Here is a 17,061-nt window from a genome sequence, read left to right as displayed (position 1 = left end):
AACGTAATGTTTGCACAATGATAAATCATCTCAATCTTTCACTTGATAATTTATATACATTGTTACGTTCCCTCTTTCCAACAGCGATAACAGAAATAATTAGCTTGTCATTTATTACTTGATATACAAGACGAAAGCCAGATGCGCGGAGTTTTATTTTATAACAATCGGGTAGCCCACAAAGTTTTGCCGATGGAATGTGAGGATTTTCACAACATTTTTTTAGTTTTTTAGCAAATTGTTGCTGGATGATTTTATCCAGTCGCTCCCACTCTTTAAATGCATCATGTTTGAATCTTACTTTGTATCTCATAGATATTTATCCAAGTCGACATCTATAAAATCTTGGTTTTCTCGTTCTTTTACCAATTTTATAAGTTCCTGATCATCTAGTGCCTCTAGCATGCGTTCATATAGTTCAGCGGGAATACAGTAAAATGCCGGTTGATTTCTGTTAAGAATAGCAACTGGATAACCAGCCCCAGCATTTACGGTAGCCATGGGATTTTTCTTCAATTCACTAACACTTGCGCTCACGTCGCTCAATATAATGTTGGTCATATTTACCTCAAAAGACTTATTAACAGGTCTTAATTTAGCAGTAATAAAACCCATTAACAAGTCTCATATACAAAAATAGTTTCAACATCACATAAGGATTTTCAATGAAAAACGCCCTAGCCATGCTACAGCGCGGCTTGTCGCGCCTGTGGTCGCGGGTATTGGTGCAAAGACTCGACAGTACAAAAGCGTGTCAGACCGTCGATGCTGGCTTATTGGCTGGCGAGGTAAAGCACGGGGTGGAATATCTCGAACCTTACGGCTTTACTTCAACGGCTCATTCCGGTGCAGAAGGTGTAGCGCTATTTCTCGCTGGCGATCGGTCACACGGCATTGTCATTAACGTTGCAGACCGACGCTATCGGCTCAAGGGTCTCAAAAGCGGTGAAGTGGCTATCTATACCGACGAAGGCGATAGCATCGTGCTTAAACGTGGCCGGTTAATCGAAGCGACAACAGAAACGTTCATCCTGAATGCTAAAAACAAGGTGGTACTGAATACCGCATTAATTGAAACACCCGGTGCAATCAAGGCGGAGAAGTCGATTACGTCTGCTGCGGAGGTGCAGGATAAAGTCGGTTCATTAAGCACAATGAGGAAACAGTACAACAGCCATGCTCATTCAGGCGATAGCGGCGGCATGACCGGCACACCCACTCAAGGCATGAAATAATATGACAGGCATCCCTATTCAATATGATGACCGATTAAGCCGTGCAGTGATTATCTCGCTGTTCACCTGGCGCCGCGCTGAACCGGATGATGATACCGATACACCATTTGGGTGGTGGGGTGATACCTGGCCGACGGTACAAAATGACCGGATTGGCTCTCGATTGCATCTGCTGAAACGCACAACCTTAACCCATCAAACGGCGCAAAAAGCGAAGGAATATATCGCTCAGGCACTCAAGTGGATGACCGAGGACGGTATCGCGCTTCGGGTTGATATTGAGGTCGTGCGTTCAGGCATCGATAGATTAACGGCAACCGTCACCCTGACCTTACCTGACCATCACATAAAAACAATGACCCTCAACAATTTGTGGAGCGTGATCCATGCAAACTAGCGGTTTTTCGCGCCCGACACTGCCCCAACTGATAGACACTATTCGCGGTGATTTGCTCACGCGATTTAATGAAGATAGCGTGTTGCGCCGTCTTGATGCTGAAGTGTACGCGAGAGTACAAGCCGCTGCCATTCACACCCTGTACGGCTATATCGATTACCTGGCGCGTAATATCTTGCCGGATTTGGCCGATGAAGACTGGTTGACCCGACACGGGAACATCAAGCGTTGTCCGCGCAAAGGGGCGACCAAAGCGAGCGGCTTTGTTCGCTGGGAAGGTGTACAAAATGGCATATCAATAACTTCTGACACTGAAATACACCGTGATGATGAAAAAATCTACACCACAACTACCCCGACAACATCAGCCAATGGTGTACTTCGCGTACCCGTCGTTGCAAAAAGCAGCGGTCAGGCGGGCAATTGCGAAGACGGTATAGCACTACGTCTGGCAACCCCGATAACGGGACTGTCGTCTACCGGCTATGCCGATAACATCAGGACAGGCACCGACATCGAAGACCTGGATAGTTGGCGACAACGTATCATGGCGCGCTGGTACGATACGCCACAAGGCGGTGCGGATAGTGATTATGTTCGCTGGGCGAAAGAAGTTTTAGGCATCAGCCGCGCATGGACACATCGCCATAAGAACGGTATCGGCACGGTTGGGGTCATGGTGGCGAGTGATGATGTAGACCATCCTGCCCCCACACAGGAAATATTAACCAAAGTCAAAGAGCATATATTACCCATTGCCCCTGTTGCGGGTAGTGGCTTAACGGTCTTTCCGGTCACGGTAAAAACTGTTCCAGTTTCGATAGCATTATCAACCGATACACCAGAAATTCGGGCGGCAGTGATTGCTGAAATCAAAGCTTTCTTGCAGCGAGAAGGTGAACCCAGCAGCAAGCTTTTTCTTTCAAGACTCGCGGAAGCCATCAGTCTTGCAGCAGGTGAAGTCGCTCATCGCCTGATTGCACCAACGGCAGATATTGAATTGGCCAATACGGAAGTGCCGGTATTGGGCCAGGTAACGTCATATCGTTATACACATCTTTCTAACGCACTGTTTAATCAATGAGTTACGGGTTTATCTCAGAGTGGCATTTTGAACCTCAAAAAGCCAATGGGATGGCTTGAATGCCTTAATTCACGGGGTTCTGAGCATCCTGTTCAAAAAATGGCCAAAAGATGTGTATAACGATATGAGGTAACGTGGCCAAAATATAAGGAATGAGCGTAATGCGTCAACTAGACGAAGAATATACGCAATTGTTGCGAACATTATTACCCCCTGGCCCTGCATGGGATGAAGAAGATCCGCTCATTAAAGGGCTGGCTCCTTCACTGGCACAGGCGCATCAACACGCAGATAGCCTGATGATTGAAATTAACCCAGCCCAATCGGTTGAATTAATTAACCGCTACGAAAAATTATGCGGCTTACCGGATAAATGCCTTGCCGATAGAAGGCAAACGCTAGAAGAAAGACAGCAAGTGCTTGATGCCAAGGTGAATACAGTCGGTGGCATTGATGCGGCTTTTTTCAAAAAGCAGTTGGAAATATTGGGCTATCCGACTGCAACAATAGAACAATTTCAACATCTTGATAGTACGCCAGATCCGGCTTGGGGCGATAAGTGGCGCTATTACTGGCGGATAAATATTCCTGCTGAAGCGAATGTACGCTGGATTAACTGTACTAGTTCTTGCAATGAATCGATTAGGACGTGGGGAGATAGCGCCGTGGAATGTGTTATTGAACGCCAGTGTCCTTCACATACCCAAGTACTTTTTGCCTACATAAAAGGAGAAAATGGTGCATCGCATTGATACCCCTACCGCACAAAAAGATAAATTCGGTCAAGGGAAAAACGGTTTTACCAACGGCGATCCCACTACCGGCACACCGTCAACAAAATTGAATAGTGATCTTTATGATGCGCTACAGGAAGAAGTTTGTACTGTGGTTGAGCGTTCAGGTATCCGACTGGATAAAAGTCAGCATGACCAGCTTTATCAGGCGGTGAAAAAATTGTCTGAGGCAGAAGCGAATAAAGCAAAAAACGCGCTGATTGATGGCTCGCCAATAGATTTGAATACGCTAAACAAGCTTGCTAAAGCCCTTGGCAATGACCCAAAATTTTCGGCAACATTGACTAATTTATTAAATCAAAAATTAGCAAAAAATCAAAATGGCGCAGACATCCCCGACAAGAATCTTTTTCTGAAAAACCTTGGTTTGTTGGAAACAGTGGATTGTGCAAAAAACGCACTGGATAAACGAACCGGCGGAACTGTCAACGGCGGTGTCACATTAGGGCAAAATTTAACCATTTCATGGGGCGGAAGAACAGCCACTTATCAAGAGAATGGCGACATTCATGGGCCATTCTGGGGTGGGCATCTCAGCGGCTGGGTGGATAACAGAGTCAATGGTCGCGCTACCTGGGATTATGTCAATAGCACGTTCGTAAAAGATATTCGATTGGGCCATATGCAGGAGGTTCAGGTATGGAAAGGACCGGGCATTCGCGATGAACCCTCCTATGTGATTACCGGCGTGTATAACGGAAACGTTGATGCCTATGTGGATTATGTTCAGCGCCGGATCTTACAGAAAAACGTTAATGGTAACTGGATAAATGTGTGGTTTATGTGATGAAAAACATTAAAAACTTTAAACGATATCACCCTGATTCTATTGATAAAAAATGGCTAGAACACGCTGTTGGTGCAATTTTCCTTATCTCGGAAGATGGTCAAGACTGGTATGAGTGCCAAAAGTTATTTCAGTCCGATACGATGAAAGTTGAGTATGAAACCGACGGTGTAATACGCTCAATGGGCTACGATATCAGTGGCTTCTGTCCCGAAGGATGCAGCATAGCAGAAGTATTAGCATGGCCTCAGGAGGCCGCCCCTAACCGAAAATGGTGTTTTATCGATGGTGAGGTTGTTCCACGCATCTACACGGTAGATGAACTCAGAGAGCAAGCGACCCATAAACGAGACTATCTACTTGGGCATACAGCAAAAATTATAGCGCCGTTGCAGGATGCGGTAGACCTTGATATGGCTTCAGAAGCCGAAAAAGCGGCACTGCTGGTCTGGAAAAAATACCGTGTGCTGCTAAACCGTGTCGATATCAGCGCAGCCACGGATATCGACTGGCCAGATCCTCCTTCAGAAACCAATCGCCAGAACCACAGTTTCAAGACCGTTATCCACGGTCACCCTGACGGTCGCATTATCGACCAGATGGGCTGACTGGGACTGGCCATCCGCGTCCCAGCCCAGCGCAGCGCCAACATAGCCAATACAGAACAATCCCGAGCTGGGAAATTTCATGGGCAGCGGGAAATCGTATGTCCCTGCCCCTTTGTCTTTTCCGTATCTCGCCCACTCGATAATTAACCCTGTATCCCCGCATTTCCACCATCCATTGACCTCGCGCTTCGCCGTATTGGGTTTGCTGTAGGCCCCTTTGGGCTGGAAGGTCTTTTTCAGGTAAGCGTCCAGCCACTGATTTCCCCATTGACTGCCGTAGATATTGCCGTCAGCGGCTATCCTTGCGGCTCCGGCATACACGGAAGAAGGGGCATGAAAACCACCGTCTTTATGGAAAACGTACTCACCACCACCGTCACTGCCGTTGTTCAGTCGAACACCATCACCGCCCTTGTCTTTGTAGAGCCACATGCGAACGCTACCATCCTGATTATGAATACCCAGATGCTTGCGATCATCCCCCTTCAGTGAGATTACACCACCCTGTGAAATAATGTCGCCATTGACGGTGCCGCCGGTTCGTTTATCCAGTGCGTTTTTTGCACAATCCACTGTTTCCAACAAACCAAGGTTTTTCATAAATCCTATTTTAGCGAAAAATTCATCCAAAATCAGTGATTACAAGGCTTAAATGAAGGTTAAGCAGGGCAATAAAGTGAAAAGTAGCGGCTATTTTCAGGTCAAAAAACGACCAAATCGCCGGTTTATACACAAAAATGCCCATTTGCACAAAATTTAAACAGTTTTTAAGGAGGTAATCCAGAATAAAAGTATCAACAAATCTTAGTCAAAACTGACAGTGAAAATTTTATTGTTTTTAACAATTGTGTTTTAGGACGAAGAAATTTAAATCCTAAAATAATAACAAGAAATCATAAGGGTATTAACTATGAGTCAAGAAATCTCAAATAAAAAAGATACGCATTTAAACGAAATGTTAGAGATAAAAAATTATTATGAATTTAAAAGTAAAGTTTTAAAAAACATTCCAAACTTGAAGTTGATGGCAAAAAGTTTTATGCAAGAGCACATAAAGGAATTGACCGGGCAGGATGTAGACCCGGATAAAGTTTACTTGCATTTTTTTAAATGGGCATCTCCCTCTAATAAAACCTATAATGGGTGGGAACATCAAGAACCGTTAAGATCTTTGACGTTAACTGAACTTGCATTTAAAAACTTCAATGCAGCTGACCGCGAGCGGGTTGAAAACACGTTGAATTCAGAATACGGAGTTTATAAAGCAGGCCCAGGAGAAAAACATTATGGCACTGAGAATGAAGTGCGAATCTTACCTTCTGACCTGAGAAAAATATTAGTGGAAAATGATTTTTATGCGCAGGTAAAAAATAGCCTTAGTACCTTCTGGGAAAATCATGAAGCCGATATGCTCACTTTAGCTAAAGCGACGTTTGCTTCAGAAGCAAGACGGGCCAAGTTAGAGGGTGTTCTTTCTGAGGATGATTATAAATTGGTCATGCAAACAGTGGTTCCTCATCTTCCTTTAGAAGGTCCAGTTACCATCAACCAATTGACGAGTAAAACCTATTCGCAGGGATATATATATTCTCTCGATATCAATAGCTATTCTTCCAATGATATTTTACGATTTGTAAAAAATGATGGTCATGAAATCCTCTATATTCCTGGCGAAAAAAGACCATTTGAGGCTTTTGAGAATGATACAGCGATGCGTCACTGGATTGTAGAACAAGGTAAAAATTCAGACAAACGTTCCAGACTAGAAAGTCATTTTTCTCTGTATAATCGTCAGGATGGCACTTTTCATACCGGGGTGGATAATGGTCTGCTAGACTTAGCGTCAGGGTCGTGGGGTATAAAAGAGATTGATAAACATGGTAATTATTTCTTTGCGAATGACGCCCTTTTGACCGTTATAGAACAAACAAAAGATAGAAGCTTTAGTGATGCAGATATACTGATAAAATCAAATGCCGAAATTACTTGGGAGCAATGGTTAGGTTACGCAAAGATAGCTAATCAAATGTTTGGCCCTATCATTGGATTGGTCGGTGGGGCTTTTGGAGCAGTATTAGCAACGGGAGCTTTTGCTGCGCAGATAGGGATGGAGATTCACCAAGCAGTCACCGGTGATACTGAAGAAGAACGCAAAGAGGGTTTTTGGGCTGCCAGTATAGATATTGGGACAACGTTACTGTTTGCCGGTTTCGCTAAATTTATTGAAGTGAAAAACGAACTATCAGAACTCAGTGAGTTATCAGATGCAACGACTATACGAGATTCACTTAATATTGATGATGAGAAAAATAAGCTCTTAACCGGCCGTATGAAAGGAGTGAATAAAGATATCACGGTAGTAAAAGTTGGCGAAGATAGCAATGGTCGTGATATCTGGCAAAGATACTCTCCAATAAGAAAAGAGATTGCAGGTAGAAGATATTATATTGCCGAAGATGGCACACTGGAGCCAGTCAGTATTCCTTTAAAACAGCGTTTGTATAAGATTCGCACTGAAGGGCTAGGGGGAAGTGGTTCCAAGGTTGCTGGTAGAAATATGGCCGCAGAAAATCCAGAACCTAGACGATGTTCAAAAATTAGCCAAAGTGTTTCTGATTCTGAATCTAGTTTGGAGATAGAAGACAATGCCACAAATAGGGGGGGCATATCATTATCAGGTTTCTTTGCAAGACAATTCGGAATACGTAATCCAGTTAAACTTAATATATTTAAAATGTGTTTTAATAATGCACTAAAAATGTGTGTTGAGTCTAATCGCATAGTTGAAAGCTTAAATGATGATGAATTAACCGAAGAACTTAAAAAAACATTTGGAAAAATAAGTTTTTCTCCTGAAACAATTAATGCATTTAGAAAGAACACAAAAGAACTATCCGAGATTTTTAAAAATTATAATGCTTCCTTTGACAGTAAGTTTTACTTTTCCTCATCAAAAAATATGGAAGAAGCATTTCACACCGAGCAGCCTCCTAAAATAGAGTACTCCTCCAATAACTTTATAATAATAAGTGATGGGTTTTTTGATTTGGGAAATGGTTTAATGGAAGCTGCTTTAATTAGTAAAATGAGCTGTTTGAAAAAGACAAAAAGTCTTGAATATTTTACTTTAAACAATGATGAGTTATTAGTGCCAGCAGAGTTAATGAATGATTTAGTTCCACTCCCTAAGCTTACAACTACAACTCCTAATAAATTGAGAGATATTAATTCTCTACTCTTTCACGATTTAGATAATAAGGAATCCGCTTTAAGACACCTTAAGCCAAAAAAGGATTTATTGCCCCTAGTTTTTGATGAAGAAGAAGCATTAAATCATGAGCCTGAAGAAGCTTTTTTAAAAATATTCGAAGACAAAGGCTTACTCGCAGAAGTACTTCGCAAGAATGCGGATAGCTTAATGCAACTAGTGCTGCATTTACTCATGAAAAATATTAAATTTATAGATAATGAATTAAGGATTGAAAATATTGAAATAGAAGAAACCAAGGATCTACTGGCTTCGCCAAAAGGTAGAATGTCTATTCCTTATGTGAATGATGAATCATTCCAACCATCACTTGAGGTGGATATTGAAGGGCCGATTGGTGATCTTATACCTCCAGATGGGCTTGTAATAGAATCTGGAGAATATTATCGCTGGTCGGATATGGAGAAAATTAATCCAGTCAGATTGGATATCATTAAAATAAGTTTAAAAAATTCAGAAAAAATATGTTCTCAAGTACGAGAGTTAGTAGATGAAATGAGTAATGAAATATTAAACGCAGAACTTAGTGATGCATTTGATGACATAGATTTTTCATCTGACCAAGTTGAAACCTTTCGACACAACATAAAAGAACTATCAAACTTGAGTAATCTTTTTTCAAAGGAAGAATACTACAAAAGATATTTTTTCTTCTTTTCTTCTGACGATTACCAATTTAGAAAAGGTAACGAGTTTAAATTACCTCCTGTATCACTTGCGGCTAACCAACAGGCAACAGCAGTTATACTTATAAATGATACTCTGTTTAATTCCAGCTTCTATAGTTTTACAGAAAGTATCATTCATGAAATGAGCCATTTTTTAGGAACAGTTGATAATTATTATTATCCTGACCCACCTGTTGATTATGCCCTTGAAACAAATGACGAGTTTTACAAACATATTAACATGCGTGAATTCATAAATTCAGAAATATTAACAAATGATGAATGTCTCAATTTAGGGGGAGGTGATTTAGTTCAATCAGTCTTTGGAGAAACAAATCATGAAACTTCTGAAGCATTTAAAAAATTACATCAAAATAAGTCACTGTTTGCAAAAATAGTTACTTCTAATGCTGATAGTTTAGCGTATTTTATAATGCGTTTGTTTCATGAAAATAGTTCATTAAAGCTTGATAACATCAACAATTTATTGATGTCTAAAAAAGGAAAGGAAAAATTTCCCCCGTTATTTGATAGTAGGTAAAGAAGCCCCTTTCAGTAATGTTAAGGATGAATGCTATAAATAAATTATAGATGAAATATGAGCGACTATTGAATTTTAGTTGAAAATAAGTGTGCCAATTTTGTGACAGAGGATTGGCACAACTCTTTATAAAAAAAGGAAATAGCCACACCCAAAGTAGAAAAAATTTTAATTAATTGATTTATAATAACTTTATATAAAATCCTTGCGGCGAATATTTAATAGCCGAAACTACCGCTAAAAAAGGTTAGCACGGTGAGATGCAAGGATATTAAATTAAATACATTGGTAGCAACAGACTAACTCTCCTTCATTACATGACCCGTCACCACAAAGCCCATTCCTACGATTCACAATTCCCCGACTGCACCGCGTCACAACACAGGGCGTAGCGGTTTGATTTAAGTAGAGGTAACCATCATGCAAGCGTATCCATTTACGTTAAGCGAAGCATGTACATTTCTTGGTATTTCACGACCAACAGCGAATAGCTGGATTCGCTCTGGACGGCTCGTCGCCACGCGCAAAGATCCTTCCAAATCTAAATCTCCCTATCTCATTACTCCGCAAGCATGTCTTGCGGCACTTAACAATCCGATGCACACTGTCGCGGTGAGCGCGGTTGATGCACATGAGGAGAAAAAAACATGTCATTATTCCGCAGAGGTAACGTCTGGTACGGTAACTACACGACGCCGGGCGGCAAGCGTATTAAAGAATCTCTTGGCACAGAAGACAAGCGCCAAGCTCAGGAGTTGCACGACCGACGAAAAGCTGAATTATGGAGAATAGAAAAGTTGGGTGATTTCCCAAATGTAACATTTGAGGAAGCCTGTTTACGATGGCTTGAGGAGAAGAGCGAAAAAAAATCGCTTGATACCGATAAAGTGATAATTAGTTTTTGGTTAAAGTATTTTGAAGGCGTGAAATTAAAAGATATCACTGAATCAAACATTTATTCCATTGTAAGTCAAATGATTAATAGACGCCATGAAGAAAACTGGAAAGCAAGGGTGGCTTCGGCAGCTAAAAAAGGAGAAATAGCACCTGAACTTAGGCTTTGTTGAATAAATCAGAACTTGTAACGACTGTGCCCCCAGGTCGATTGTTACGTGATGCGAATACTGTTCGGCATTCCTAATAGCGTGATCCGGTTAAGCGCTTTGACCATCGCCATGGCTTCACCCACCTGAGCATCGTAGTCACGCAGACTTAGATGACCACCCAGAAGCGTTTTGAACCGGAACATGGCCGTTTCAGCCACTGAGCGTCGGTGATAGCCCACTTTATTTTTCCAGGTATCCTTGCTGCCGCTCAGGCGCTGATTTGCAACAGCGTGGTTACGCTCGTGGTAGTGGTCCGGCCAATATTGCGCCCCCCTTCGCGGCGGGATAAGCGGCCTTATTTTCTTCCTCAGCAGAGCATCATGGCAGTAACCTGTATCGTAAGCGCCGTCAGCCGATGCCTCTCTGATTTTCCGGTGGGTCTGGTTTATCAGTGCCGGTAGAGCCTGGGCATCAGTCGTACCACTGAGCGACAAATCCGCACAGATAATCTCATGCGTCGCACTGTCTACTGCCAGATGCAGCTTACGCCACACCCTGCGTCTGTCGGCACCATGCTGCCGGACTTTCCATTCGCCTTCGCCAAAGACCTTCAGGCCGGTTCCATCAATGACCAGATGTGAGATTTCACCACGGGTTGGCGTTTTTATGCTGATGTTCACTGTCTTTGCTCGCTTGCTGAGCAGCGAATAGTCTGGACAATGCAGCGACAATTTAATCAGTTTAAAAATCGAGTCAACAAAACCCTGTAAAGCCCTCAATGAAAGGCCAAACACGCGTTTCATCATCAGGACTGTGGTGATGGCCATATCTGAGTAGTGGAGCGGTCGTCCACGCCGTTCAGTAGTCGTTTTTTCCGTCCATGCAGCAATGGCTGATTCATCTAGCCATACGGTTAGAGAACCGCGCTGCTTGAGGGCCTTGTTATAGGAGGGCCAGTTAGTGATTTTAAAATTTTGTTTTGCCATGGAGACCTGATGTTGAAACAACTATGGTGATCTGATCCGATGATTACCCAAACTTTCTATTTATTCAACAAAGCCCTGAACTTACTCAAAAATCATCATCAACCGCAACAAAATCTGTTTATCTCGCATTCATGAAAGCATTATTCCGTGTAGCCGAGAGAGAGTGGAAATGGATTGACAAGGCGCTTTCACTCAAAGTTCCTCAGCCTAAAAACAAGCGGATACGTTGGCTGGAACCACATGAAGCAAAACGTCTTGTAGATGAATGTCCTGAGCCACTTAAATCCATATCGTTATACACATCTTTTGGCCATTTTTTGAACAGGATGCTCAGAACCCCGTGAATTAAGGCATTCAAGCCATCCCATTGGCTTTTTGAGGTTCAAAATGCCACTCTGAGATAAACCCGTAACTCATTGATTAAACAGTGCGTTAGAAAGATGTGTATAACGATATGTCATGATGCGACTGTAGATATTGCCCGCCACTTTGAGATCGAACAGGTCAGCGCCATGCTGCGTATCATCAAACGTGTAAGAGGTTGTCTGGTAAATCGGCACGGCAGCAGATTTGGTGGTTGCTTCTGAGGTGTAGCCGTGGTGTAACACGAGGGATTCCAGTTTCATCGCGCAGACCTTTCTATGCGTGTGGATGGTAGGCATCTTCCTAAAATAGCAGACAAAAATCGCCACGACTGAGCCGCAGCTAGAAGAAAACGCGATAAGTTAGGAGAAACGAGCATAAGTTTTCTACTCCTGGATCTGTAGTGGTGTAGTGGTCAACTAATATTGGCCACCGCATTAGACTGTATGTAGAACAGTCGCTCAGATTCGTTTGGAGTTAAGCCGCCGTTATACCAGTGAGGCCGGATAGCGCTGTAATACCCCGTGATGTAGCGGATAATCGCGTCCTGGGCTTCGCTGAAGCTGTTGTAACCCTTTGTCGGCACCCATTCTGTCTTCAGGCTGCGGAAGAACCGCTCCATTGGCGCATTATCCCAGCAGTTACCCCGCCGACTCATACTCTGCTTTATCCGGCAGCGCCACAGGGCTTGCCGGTATTGACGGCTGGTATAGTGGCTGCCCTGGTCGCTGTGGAACATGACTCCTGTTGGTTGTCCCCGGAGTTCCCAGGCCATCTGCAACGCTTTAACTGTCAGCGCCGAGTCCGGCGACGTCGACATGGCCCAGCCCACCGGTTTGCGGGCGAACAGATCTAGCACCACCGCAAGGTAAGCCCAGCATTTGCCCGTCCAGATGTAGGTCACATCGCCGCACCAGACCTGATCCGGCGCGGTAACCGCGAACTGGCGGTTGAGATAGTTCGGTATTTCAACGTGTTCATTGCCGCCGCGTTTGTATTTGTGAGCCGGTCGCTGGCAGCTGGCGATACCCAGCTCCTTCATCAGCTTGCCAGCCAGCCAGCGCCCCATGTTGACACCGGAGCTGCCGGTGACGATGGTCGCGATACTTCGAGCGCCGGCAGAGCCGCCGCTGGCGTTCCAGGCTTCCATGACGCGGCTACACTTAACCACGCGCTCACCGTCGGGTTCATTAGCGGAAGCCTGCCAGTGCCTGTAGCTGCTGCGATGTACCTCAAAAGTTTGGCACAACGCCGTGACCGGGTATCGCGCCCTCAGCCTGTCGACTACCGTGAACCGTTGAGTGAGTCCGACATTAAGAGCGCCGTAGCCTTTTTTAGGATTTCGTTCTCCATTTCAAGGCATTGGACTTTTTTCTTCATCTCACGCAGCTCGAGCTGTTCAGGGGTAAGAGGAAGTCCCGTTGGCGTTTTTCCCTGTCGTTCAAGGCGAAGCTTATTGACCCAGCGACTAATGGCAGAATGGCTGACATTAACCGCCTCTGCGGCCTTAACGTATGTGTAGCCGTGGTCGACAACCAGCTTTGCGGCTTCGAGCTTAAATTCCGCCGTAAAATGTTTACCCATGAGGTCACCTGTCGTGTTGATGAGGTGAGCATATCACCTCCGCTCAGGTGGCCAGTATCAGTGTGCCACTACAGTTGTATTAGCTCAGACCTGATCTGACAGTTACCGGTTATTTATACAGGTGTCTGTCAGATTAAATCTGGTTCAGATTTTTTCTGCCCAGACTCGTTTACCATCAAGTAACGTGGCCATTGGCGTACGCCCGCAGCACATTTTACCCTGATGAGTTCGCTCATTATTGTAATGCCACAACCAGTTGTCCAGATCCTTTTGTAGACTTTCTAGGTCCTCGTATAACGTCTTACGGAACGCAACCTGATAAAAATCCTGCAAAATAGTTTTATGGAAGCGCTCGCAGATACCGTTTGTCTGCGGAGACATCGCTTTCGTTTTCGTATGGTCTATATCGTTGATAGCCAAGTACAGCTGATAGTCATGTTGTTCCACTTTACCGCAGTACTCCGTCCCCCTGTCGGTCAGTATTCTTAGCATTGGCAGCCCCTGAGCTTCGTAGAACGGCAGCACGCGATCATTGAGCAGGTCGGCGGCAGAGATCGGTGCTTTACTCGTGTAAAGCTTGCAGTGCGCCACTTTCGAGTACGTATCCACGAACGTCTGCTGGTAGATACGGCCAACACCTTTCAGATTACCCACGTAGAAGGTGTCCTGCGACCCCAGATAACCCGGGTGAGCAGTCTCTATTTCACCACAGGCTTCGTCGTCGTGCGCCTTCTTCTCCAGTGCAGCGATTTGAGCATCAGTAAGTACGATGCCTTCTCTGGCAACTTTTTCCTCAAGTGCCTTCAGGCGCTTACGAAAGTTTTCCAGATCGTGTCGTTGCCAAATGGAGCGCACACCGCTGCCAGAAATGAAGACGCCTTTTTTACGCAGCTCATTACTGGTCCGGTGCTGGCCATGAGCCGGGAACTCAATGGCGTAATCAACAACCGCACGTTCAGTGGCTTCATCAGCACGGTTTTTCAGGTTGGGAACCCGGCGGTTTTGGTTAACCAGAGCGTCAATGCCGCCTTCTGCCGCCAGTTCCTGATAGCGATAAAACGTGTCGCGTGACACCCCCATGATTTTACAGGCTTTTGATACGTTACCGAGTTCTTCGGCGAGATTGAGCAGGCCGACTTTGTGTTTGATGATGGGATTGTTAGTATGAAGCATGAGAGTTACCTCGTGTTTTGTATAAGGATTCGACACCCATATCAAAACCGGTAACTCTCAACCTTTCAAGGTCCAGTGTCAGATCAAGTCGCGACTAATACATATTAGGCTGTGTCCCTTAATTACATAGCCTCTGGTAAAACAGGCGGATGCAGCCCAGTTTCAACATTGCCAGATAATTCCTCGCCGTTTTGTCGTAACGTGTCGCAATGCGACGGTATTCTTTCAGACGGCCAAAGCACCGCTCAACAACGTTCCGATTGCGGTAGGCGTCACGATCGAGCTTTGAACGACCATCCACCGCCATTTTTTCAGTGGATTTTCGGGGGATGACAGTTTTTATACCTCTGTTTTTCAGCTCGTTACGTAATACATGCCCGGAGTACGCCTTGTCAGCCAGCACCGCATGACCACGGCGTTTCATACTGCCGTTCTGGCGTTGAACACCAATACCGTCCAAAAGACGTAGTGCAAACTGACTTTCATGAGCCTGACCGGGGCTCAACACGATGTTTAACGGAAGACCACTTCCGTCTGTAGCCATATGGATTTTGGTGCCAAAACCACCTCGAGAGCGACCCAGCCCATTATCTCCGGTGATATCGGGATGTTTTTTTGAGCACCGGCAGCACATTTCAGCGCCCTGATATTGCTACCATCCAGCGCAGTCGCTGACCAGTCCACGAGGCCATGGGCATCAAGTGATGAAAGTAACTTATTGAAAATAATGTTAATGACTCCCGATTTTGACCATCGGTTAAAGCGGTTATAAACGGTTTTCCATGGGCCGTATCGCTCAGGTAAATCACGCCATGGGGCACCAGAGCACAGCACCCAGAACATGCCATTGATAATCATGCGATGCTCAGCCCATGGGCGTCCGGCCTGTGGTGTTGCTGGTTCAGCAGGGAGTAAGGGCTGGATGATAGCCCATGCTTCATCGGGAAGGTCGTAGCGAGCCATAGTTCAAAATGATGTAGAAACAAATAGTTAGTATAACTCATGGGATTAAGGGACACAGCCTAGTTGACCACTACAATCCCCCCGTTGCGCCAGTGCAAAATCACAGCTACCTTTGGCTCATGATCACCTGCAAAAAAATAAATGACTGATAAAAAGCAAAGTATCGCCACTATAACCCACCTCGTTATACACATCTCTGTTCGTGCCTGAGCGCGCGTAGCGTTTCGGCGGCCGTCATGACTTTCTGCAAGCCTTTCCAGATAGTTTTTGCGCCTGGTTCACCGTCGCCTTTTCGAGCAAGAAAGCCTCCCAGTTGCGCAACTAAGCGCAATACTTCGTTTAGCTTAGGGCGGCCCTTGGGCATACGCTTGTTCATCAGTAGGTAAGCGCCATGAGTCTCGTCGGAATCAAAGAACAACATTGCGTCCAGCTCTGGACAGGTTCGTCCCATACGCATTAAATAGGCGATGCGCCATGCCACGATCATGAACAGCGCCAATGCCCGCTCAATGCGATCCACGGTCGATAACTGTAACGCTTCGACACAGCAGCCGTTCTTCAGCACATTGAAGAACATCTCGATTTCCCATCTAGCCCGATACCAGTCGATCAGCTCCACGATATCTTCTCGTCCTTCAGGTACGCGATTGCTCAGCAACCGCCACTCGACCGGCTTCACGCCTGCTGGCGGCTCAATTTCCTTGGCTATCACACAGGTCACTGCCAACCCGCAACGCAGCGACACTCGCTTCACGCGCAGCGCCTGTTTCACCGTACGCGCCTTCTGCCCCGCGCGAGCCGCCATAACGAATTGGATTTCTCCCACCGGCACGGTCTTTCCAACCTTCTGCCAAAGCTTCTCATTACAGTCCAGACTGCGATTATGAGTCGAGCGGATCAACCAGTCAGCCGGAGTGCCAAGGTCATCAGCGAGCTGCATCAACGCCTTGATATCCGCTTCGCGATCGGCTAAGTACACCAGACGTGTGTTTGGCAACTCCGAGGCGAGTTCAGCAACTCGCTCGTATCCCTCGAGCCAGCGCGTACTCTCCTTGATCCCATCGCGTTTTCCGTCTGCATCCTTCGGCTCTCTTGCCCACATCCACGCATCCAGTACGCCCAACCCCACGCGATCCGGACTGACCGCGTAGGTCGGATGCAGGTACAGACCACGCCTGGCTTCGTAGTTCAAAGGACCCAAGCCTTGGATTTGCTGCCCGTTGAAGTCAAGCTCGGTAGTGTCTTGGATACACAGCACAACCTCGTGTTCTCGGATCCTTTCCTGCGTACGCTGCCAGTGAGGTTGCAGAATGTCTCGCCATTCGAATGCTTGGTTCTCCATGAAGCGGTAAGCACCCAGCGTCTCAGACCATCCGAGGCACGCATGCGGAATGCTGGCTTGCGGATTCTCAGCCAGCCGTATCAAAAGCCCTTTGGCACGATTATTGAGCCTCGTGTCACCAAGATTTACCCCTTCCAGTTCTTGGTGTGCCCAGCCATCTGAATCCCGTGTCATTTTTCAGCGCCGTAAATGGCGATAGTACACGTCGGTTTCACTTCATTT

Annotated in this window: 15 protein-coding genes and 4 pseudogenes; 10 read left to right on the top strand and 9 right to left on the bottom strand. The window is 45.4% G+C overall.

Translation table 11 applies throughout. The annotated features are described in order from the left end of the window. Window positions 1-25 precede the first annotated feature (25 nt). Window positions 26-313: a type II toxin-antitoxin system RelE family toxin gene (locus ACWWJF_RS10035; protein ID WP_455869340.1), complete on the bottom strand. Its 288-nt coding sequence runs from the start codon at window positions 311-313 to the stop codon at window positions 26-28. Continuing rightward, window positions 310-561 carry a type II toxin-antitoxin system Phd/YefM family antitoxin gene (locus ACWWJF_RS10030; protein WP_455871024.1) on the bottom strand — a complete coding sequence of 84 codons (252 nt, stop codon included), beginning with the start codon at window positions 559-561 and terminating at the stop codon, window positions 310-312. The genes ACWWJF_RS10035 and ACWWJF_RS10030 overlap by 4 nt, the downstream gene beginning before the upstream one ends. Before the next feature lie 104 nt (window positions 562-665). Between ACWWJF_RS10030 and ACWWJF_RS10025 the strand changes: the two genes are divergently transcribed. The 6 genes and pseudogenes from ACWWJF_RS10025 (at window position 666) to ACWWJF_RS10000 (ending at window position 4,905) form a co-directional block, all read left to right on the top strand. Then, window positions 666-1,235 (top strand): phage baseplate assembly protein V, encoded by a 570-nt coding sequence (locus tag ACWWJF_RS10025; protein WP_455869339.1) that lies wholly within the window; start codon window positions 666-668, stop codon window positions 1,233-1,235. A gap of 1 nt (window position 1,236) precedes the next feature. Next, window positions 1,237-1,632, top strand: a complete 396-nt coding sequence (locus ACWWJF_RS10020) for a phage GP46 family protein (RefSeq protein ID WP_455869338.1) — start codon at window positions 1,237-1,239, stop codon at window positions 1,630-1,632. Beyond that, window positions 1,622-2,716: a baseplate J/gp47 family protein gene (locus tag ACWWJF_RS10015; RefSeq protein WP_455869337.1), complete on the top strand. Its 1,095-nt coding sequence runs from the start codon at window positions 1,622-1,624 to the stop codon at window positions 2,714-2,716. The genes ACWWJF_RS10020 and ACWWJF_RS10015 overlap by 11 nt, the downstream gene beginning before the upstream one ends. Window positions 2,717-2,877: 161 nt before the next feature. Continuing rightward, window positions 2,878-3,468, top strand: coding sequence for a YmfQ family protein (locus ACWWJF_RS10010; protein WP_455869336.1), 591 nt, complete (start codon window positions 2,878-2,880; stop codon window positions 3,466-3,468). Beyond that, a pseudogene (locus ACWWJF_RS10005) lies at window positions 3,455-3,685 on the top strand (hypothetical protein); the annotation flags it as partial. The gene ACWWJF_RS10010 and the pseudogene ACWWJF_RS10005, both read left to right, overlap by 14 nt. 611 nt (window positions 3,686-4,296) lie before the next feature. Continuing rightward, window positions 4,297-4,905 carry a tail fiber assembly protein gene (locus tag ACWWJF_RS10000; RefSeq protein WP_455871023.1) on the top strand — a complete coding sequence of 203 codons (609 nt, stop codon included), beginning with the start codon at window positions 4,297-4,299 and terminating at the stop codon, window positions 4,903-4,905. Here the strand turns inward: ACWWJF_RS10000 and ACWWJF_RS09995 are convergent. Then, window positions 4,822-5,535 (bottom strand): hypothetical protein, encoded by a 714-nt coding sequence (locus ACWWJF_RS09995; protein ID WP_455869335.1) that lies wholly within the window; start codon window positions 5,533-5,535, stop codon window positions 4,822-4,824. The two genes, ACWWJF_RS10000 and ACWWJF_RS09995, sit on opposite strands and share 84 nt — an antisense overlap. A gap of 280 nt (window positions 5,536-5,815) precedes the next feature. Here ACWWJF_RS09995 and ACWWJF_RS09990 point away from each other — a divergent pair, with 280 nt between their 5' ends. The 3 genes and pseudogenes from ACWWJF_RS09990 to ACWWJF_RS09980 all read left to right on the top strand — a co-directional run. Continuing rightward, complete coding sequence (locus tag ACWWJF_RS09990; RefSeq protein ID WP_455869334.1) at window positions 5,816-9,382, top strand: dermonecrotic toxin domain-containing protein; 3,567 nt, start codon at window positions 5,816-5,818, stop codon at window positions 9,380-9,382. A gap of 420 nt (window positions 9,383-9,802) precedes the next feature. Further along, window positions 9,803-9,895, top strand: a pseudogene (locus tag ACWWJF_RS09985) (helix-turn-helix domain-containing protein); the annotation flags it as partial. A 134-nt stretch (window positions 9,896-10,029) separates the two neighbouring features. Next, a pseudogene (locus ACWWJF_RS09980) lies at window positions 10,030-10,431 on the top strand (integrase); the annotation flags it as partial. 59 nt (window positions 10,432-10,490) lie between these two features. Here the strand turns inward: ACWWJF_RS09980 and ACWWJF_RS09975 are convergent. Further along, window positions 10,491-11,414, bottom strand: a complete 924-nt coding sequence (locus ACWWJF_RS09975; RefSeq protein ID WP_455868525.1) for an IS5 family transposase — start codon at window positions 11,412-11,414, stop codon at window positions 10,491-10,493. Window positions 11,415-11,488: 74 nt separating this feature from the next. Here ACWWJF_RS09975 and ACWWJF_RS09970 point away from each other — a divergent pair. Next, window positions 11,489-11,704, top strand: a pseudogene (locus ACWWJF_RS09970) (integrase); the annotation flags it as partial. Between the two features lie 123 nt (window positions 11,705-11,827). Here ACWWJF_RS09970 and ACWWJF_RS09965 read toward each other — a convergent pair. From ACWWJF_RS09965 to ACWWJF_RS09945, 5 genes are all read right to left on the bottom strand, one after another. Continuing rightward, entirely contained in the window at window positions 11,828-12,040 is a 213-nt protein-coding gene (locus ACWWJF_RS09965; RefSeq protein ID WP_455869333.1) for a PLP-dependent transferase, read from the bottom strand. Between the two features lie 152 nt (window positions 12,041-12,192). Then, window positions 12,193-13,361 (bottom strand): IS3 family transposase gene (locus ACWWJF_RS09960; RefSeq protein WP_455869332.1). Its coding sequence is split into 2 segments (ribosomal slippage): window positions 12,193-13,106 and window positions 13,106-13,361, totalling 1,170 coding nucleotides; the frame shifts between segments, so codons are not numbered across the junction. 144 nt (window positions 13,362-13,505) lie between these two features. Beyond that, entirely contained in the window at window positions 13,506-14,534 is a 1,029-nt protein-coding gene (locus ACWWJF_RS09955) for an IS481 family transposase (RefSeq protein WP_455869331.1), read from the bottom strand. Window positions 14,535-14,652: 118 nt separating this feature from the next. Next, window positions 14,653-15,497, bottom strand: a protein-coding gene (locus tag ACWWJF_RS09950; RefSeq protein WP_455869069.1) for an IS5 family transposase whose coding sequence is annotated in 2 segments (ribosomal slippage) — window positions 14,653-15,152 and window positions 15,152-15,497 — 846 coding nt in all. Because the reading frame shifts where the segments join, the coding sequence is not laid out codon by codon here. A 184-nt stretch (window positions 15,498-15,681) separates the two neighbouring features. Continuing rightward, the gene (locus ACWWJF_RS09945) at window positions 15,682-17,013 is read right to left on the bottom strand and encodes an IS4 family transposase (RefSeq protein ID WP_455869330.1); all 1,332 of its coding nucleotides are present in this window, start codon (window positions 17,011-17,013) and stop codon (window positions 15,682-15,684) included. Between the last annotated feature and the right edge of the window lie 48 nt (window positions 17,014-17,061).

Source organism: Symbiopectobacterium sp. Eva_TO, assembly GCF_053848865.1.
Note: the sequence above shows the minus strand (reverse complement) of the source record. Positions and strands in the feature narration are given on the sequence as shown.

Excerpts from the sequence above, each read along its gene's own strand:
- ACWWJF_RS09945 (WP_455869330.1), bottom strand. The coding sequence starts at position 17,013 with ATGACACGGGATTCAGATGGCTGGGCACACCAAGAACTGGAAGGGGTA.
- ACWWJF_RS09990 (WP_455869334.1), top strand. The coding sequence starts at position 5,816 with ATGAGTCAAGAAATCTCAAATAAAAAAGATACGCATTTAAACGAAATG.
- ACWWJF_RS10030 (WP_455871024.1), bottom strand. The coding sequence starts at position 561 with ATGACCAACATTATATTGAGCGACGTGAGCGCAAGTGTTAGTGAATTG.
- ACWWJF_RS10015 (WP_455869337.1), top strand. The coding sequence starts at position 1,622 with ATGCAAACTAGCGGTTTTTCGCGCCCGACACTGCCCCAACTGATAGAC.
- ACWWJF_RS10020 (WP_455869338.1), top strand. The coding sequence starts at position 1,237 with ATGACAGGCATCCCTATTCAATATGATGACCGATTAAGCCGTGCAGTG.
- ACWWJF_RS09965 (WP_455869333.1), bottom strand. The coding sequence starts at position 12,040 with ATGAAACTGGAATCCCTCGTGTTACACCACGGCTACACCTCAGAAGCA.
- ACWWJF_RS09975 (WP_455868525.1), bottom strand. The coding sequence starts at position 11,414 with ATGGCAAAACAAAATTTTAAAATCACTAACTGGCCCTCCTATAACAAG.
- ACWWJF_RS10035 (WP_455869340.1), bottom strand. The coding sequence starts at position 313 with ATGAGATACAAAGTAAGATTCAAACATGATGCATTTAAAGAGTGGGAG.
- ACWWJF_RS10000 (WP_455871023.1), top strand. The coding sequence starts at position 4,297 with ATGAAAAACATTAAAAACTTTAAACGATATCACCCTGATTCTATTGAT.
- ACWWJF_RS10025 (WP_455869339.1), top strand. The coding sequence starts at position 666 with ATGAAAAACGCCCTAGCCATGCTACAGCGCGGCTTGTCGCGCCTGTGG.
- ACWWJF_RS10010 (WP_455869336.1), top strand. The coding sequence starts at position 2,878 with ATGCGTCAACTAGACGAAGAATATACGCAATTGTTGCGAACATTATTA.
- ACWWJF_RS09955 (WP_455869331.1), bottom strand. The coding sequence starts at position 14,534 with ATGCTTCATACTAACAATCCCATCATCAAACACAAAGTCGGCCTGCTC.